This is a genomic window from Aeromicrobium sp. Leaf272 (assembly GCF_001422865.1).
Lineage (GTDB): Bacteria > Actinomycetota > Actinomycetes > Propionibacteriales > Nocardioidaceae > Aeromicrobium.
This window is the reverse complement of the sequence record NZ_LMMY01000011.1, coordinates 154,706-155,039: the sequence shown is the minus strand read 5'-3', so window position 1 is coordinate 155,039 and position 334 is coordinate 154,706. Positions and strand designations below refer to the sequence as shown.

The 334-nt window shown below is 69.2% G+C and carries 1 pseudogene; it reads left to right on the top strand.

The window, feature by feature from the left end:
• Nucleotides 1-64: 64 nt before the first annotated feature.
• Nucleotides 65-334 (top strand): annotated as a pseudogene (locus ASF38_RS19150) (ArsR/SmtB family transcription factor); the annotation flags it as partial.

Below are 334 nucleotides of genomic sequence, written 5' to 3'. Positions count from 1 at the left end.
GGGTCTCGTTCCCGAGTTGACATGCAGGTATTGCCATATGACCATGTCTGCATGAGTGAGCCGGATGCCTGAGCGGGGTGACGTGGCGGCGTACGACGCCGTCGCTGCGCTGTTCGACGCGATGTCGACACCGCTGCGCGCCGCCATCGTGCACCGGCTCTGCGAGGGGGAGCAGACCGTGGGCGAGCTCGTCGCGTGGACCGGGCGGTCCCAGCCGCTCGTCTCCCAGCACCTGAGGATCCTGCGCACCGCGCACCTCGTCGACGGCGAGCGGCGCGGCCGCGAGGTCGTCTACTCCCTCACCGACGAGCACGTGGCTCACGTGCTCCTCGAC